This window comes from Mesorhizobium sp. M1E.F.Ca.ET.063.01.1.1 (assembly GCF_003998155.1).
Lineage (GTDB): Bacteria > Pseudomonadota > Alphaproteobacteria > Rhizobiales > Rhizobiaceae > Mesorhizobium.
The window spans coordinates 1-2,812 of record NZ_RZSC01000746.1 but is presented as its reverse complement, the minus strand read 5'-3'; the positions used below and the strand labels follow the sequence as shown (position 1 = coordinate 2,812).

General features: G+C 62.1%; 4 protein-coding genes. 1 reads left to right on the top strand and 3 read right to left on the bottom strand.

The window, feature by feature from the left end; all coding sequences use genetic code 11:
• The 3 genes from fusA to rpsL all read right to left on the bottom strand — a co-directional run.
• The coding region (fusA, locus tag EOA29_RS31625; protein WP_127222098.1) for an elongation factor G at positions 1-1,519 on the bottom strand (1,519 nt) is incomplete at its 3' end.
• 29 nt (positions 1,520-1,548) lie between these two features.
• Positions 1,549-2,019 (bottom strand): 30S ribosomal protein S7, encoded by a 471-nt coding sequence (gene rpsG / locus EOA29_RS31620; RefSeq protein ID WP_059189563.1) that lies wholly within the window; start codon positions 2,017-2,019, stop codon positions 1,549-1,551.
• A gap of 61 nt (positions 2,020-2,080) precedes the next feature.
• Positions 2,081-2,452, bottom strand: coding sequence for a 30S ribosomal protein S12 (rpsL, locus tag EOA29_RS31615; protein ID WP_006202128.1), 372 nt, complete (start codon positions 2,450-2,452; stop codon positions 2,081-2,083).
• A 138-nt stretch (positions 2,453-2,590) separates the two neighbouring features.
• Between rpsL and EOA29_RS42365 the strand changes: the two genes are divergently transcribed.
• The coding region (locus tag EOA29_RS42365) for a hypothetical protein (RefSeq protein WP_210213191.1) at positions 2,591-2,812 on the top strand (222 nt) is incomplete at its 3' end.

Genomic DNA, 2,812 nt, shown 5'->3' with positions numbered 1-2,812 from the left:
CGCCGGTCTGCTTCTTGTGCGTGTAGTCCTGCTCATGGGTGCGGGTGATCGTCTCGCGATAGGCCACCTGCGGAGCGCCGACATTGGCTTCCACCTTGAACTCGCGGCGCATGCGGTCGACGATGATGTCGAGATGCAGCTCGCCCATGCCGGCGATGATGGTCTGGCCGCTTTCCTCGTCGGTCTTGACGCGGAAGGACGGATCCTCGGCCGCCAGGCGATGCAGGGCGAGGCCCATCTTCTCCTGGTCGTTCTTGGTCTTCGGCTCGATGGCGATCTGGATGACCGGATCGGGGAATTCCATGCGCTCGAGGATGACCGGGTGCAGCGGATCGCACAGCGTGTCGCCGGTGGTCGTGTCCTTGAGGCCGGCCAGCGCCACGATGTCGCCGGCGTAGGCTTCCTCGATGTCGGCGCGCGAATTCGCATGCATCTGCAGCATGCGGCCGATGCGCTCCTTCTTGCCCTTCACGGTGTTGTCGAGCGAGGTGCCCTTGGTGAGCTTGCCCGAATAGATGCGGGCGAAGGTCAGCGAGCCGACGAACGGGTCGTTCATGATCTTGAACGCCAGCATCGACAGCGGCTCGTTGTCGTCGGCATGACGCTCGATCTCGGCGTCGGTCTTGGCGTCGACCCCCTTGATAGCTGGCACATCGATCGGCGACGGCAGGTATTCGACGACGGCGTCGAGCAGCGGCTGCACGCCCTTGTTCTTGAAGGCCGAGCCGCAGAACATCGGGAAGAACTTCACCGCGATTGTGCCCTTGCGGATCAGCGCGCGGATCTCGTCGTTCGACGGCATTTTGCCTTCGAGGTAATTCTCGAGTGCGGTCTCGTCCATCTCGACGGCGGCCTCGATCATCTTCTCACGATACTGCTCGGCCTTGGCCTTGAGGTCGGCCGGGATCTCGACAACGTCCCAGGCAGCGCCCAGCGTCTCGTCGCGCCAGACGAGCGCGTTCATCTCGACGAGGTCGACGACGCCCTTGAATTCGGTCTCGGCGCCGATCGGCAATTGCATGACGACGGCCTGCGCGCCGAGGCGCGAGCCGATCATTTCCTCCGAGCGGTAGAAGTCGGCGCCGATCTTGTCCATCTTGTTGCAGAAGATCATGCGCGGCACGTGGTACTTGTCGGCCTGACGCCACACGGTCTCGGTCTGCGGCTCGACGCCGGCATTGGCATCGAGCAGCGCGATGGCGCCGTCGAGCACGCGCAGCGAACGCTCCACCTCGATGGTGAAGTCGACGTGTCCGGGGGTATCGATGATGTTGAAGCGGCGCATCTTGCCGTCACGACCCTTCCAGAAGGTCGTGGTCGCGGCCGAGGTGATGGTGATGCCGCGTTCCTGCTCCTGCTCCATCCAGTCCATGGTAGCGGCGCCGTCATGGACTTCGCCGATCTTGTGCGACTTGCCCGTGTAGTACAGGACGCGCTCGGTCGTCGTCGTCTTGCCGGCGTCGATATGCGCCATGATACCGAAATTGCGGTAGTCTTCGATTTTGTATTCGCGGGCCATGGGAGGTGCCTCTCAGTCTCGTTCGCGCTTTACCAGCGGTAGTGCGCGAAGGCGCGGTTGGCTTCCGCCATCTTGTGGGTGTCTTCACGCTTCTTGACGGCGGTGCCGCGGTTGTTGGCCGCATCCATCAGCTCGCCCGAGAGGCGGTCGATCATGGTGGTCTCGTTGCGGTTGCGTGCCGCAGCGATCAGCCAGCGGATGGCCAGCGCCTGACGGCGCTCGGGGCGCACGTCGACCGGAACCTGGTAGGTGGCGCCGCCGACGCGGCGCGAGCGCACTTCCACATGCGGCGCGACATTGTCGAGCGCCTGATGGAAGACGGTGACCGGCTCCTGCTTGGTCTTGGCCTGGACCTGATCCAGCGCGCCGTAGACGATGGTCTCGGCAACCGACTTCTTGCCGTCATACATGACGGCGTTCATGAACTTGGTGACGATCAGGTCGCCGAACTTGGGGTCCGGATTGATCTCACGCTTTTCTGCACTGTGACGACGGGACATGGCTTTTGTCTCTCAATCTCGTGGCACGGCGCAGTCAAAAAAGCGCCGAAGCCGGAAACCCTTACTTCGGACGCTTCGCACCGTATTTCGAACGGCGCTGCTTGCGGTTCTTCACACCCTGCGTGTCGAGCACGCCGCGGATGATGTGATAGCGGACGCCCGGCAGATCCTTGACGCGGCCGCCGCGGATCATGACCACCGAGTGCTCCTGAAGGTTATGGCCTTCGCCCGGGATGTAGCCGATCACTTCAAAACCATTGGTCAGGCGGATCTTGGCCACCTTGCGCAGCGCCGAGTTCGGCTTCTTCGGCGTCGTGGTGTAGACGCGCGTGCAGACGCCCCGCTTCTGCGGGTTCTGCTGCATGGCCGGGACCTTGTTGCGCTTCACCGGCGCCAGGCGCGGCTTGCGGATCAGCTGGTTGACGGTAGGCATTAAACCCTCTTGTCTCTCAATTCCGTGTCTTGCCCTGTCAGGGCCGCTCAAAGCGCCATTTCCATACGCAAATTCGGGCAAAACACCGCGTCTCGCGGTCCTGCCCGAACAAATTGCAGAGGAAGCGGAAGCCGCTTCATGCGCGCCGGAAATGTCTTTTCGCTCGTAAAACGAACCCTGTTTGAGACAAACTCCAAAGCGCGTCGCCTCGGAAAGGCAAGTCTCACATCGGTTCTGACGGGGCGGCTTCTACTCGCACGGCCCCTATCCGTCAACCCCGAAGCAGCAAATATTGCGCCCAATTCGAGGCTTGGCAGCCATGCGGAAAACGCATGTAATTTTCTTGCGTCTTTTTTCAAG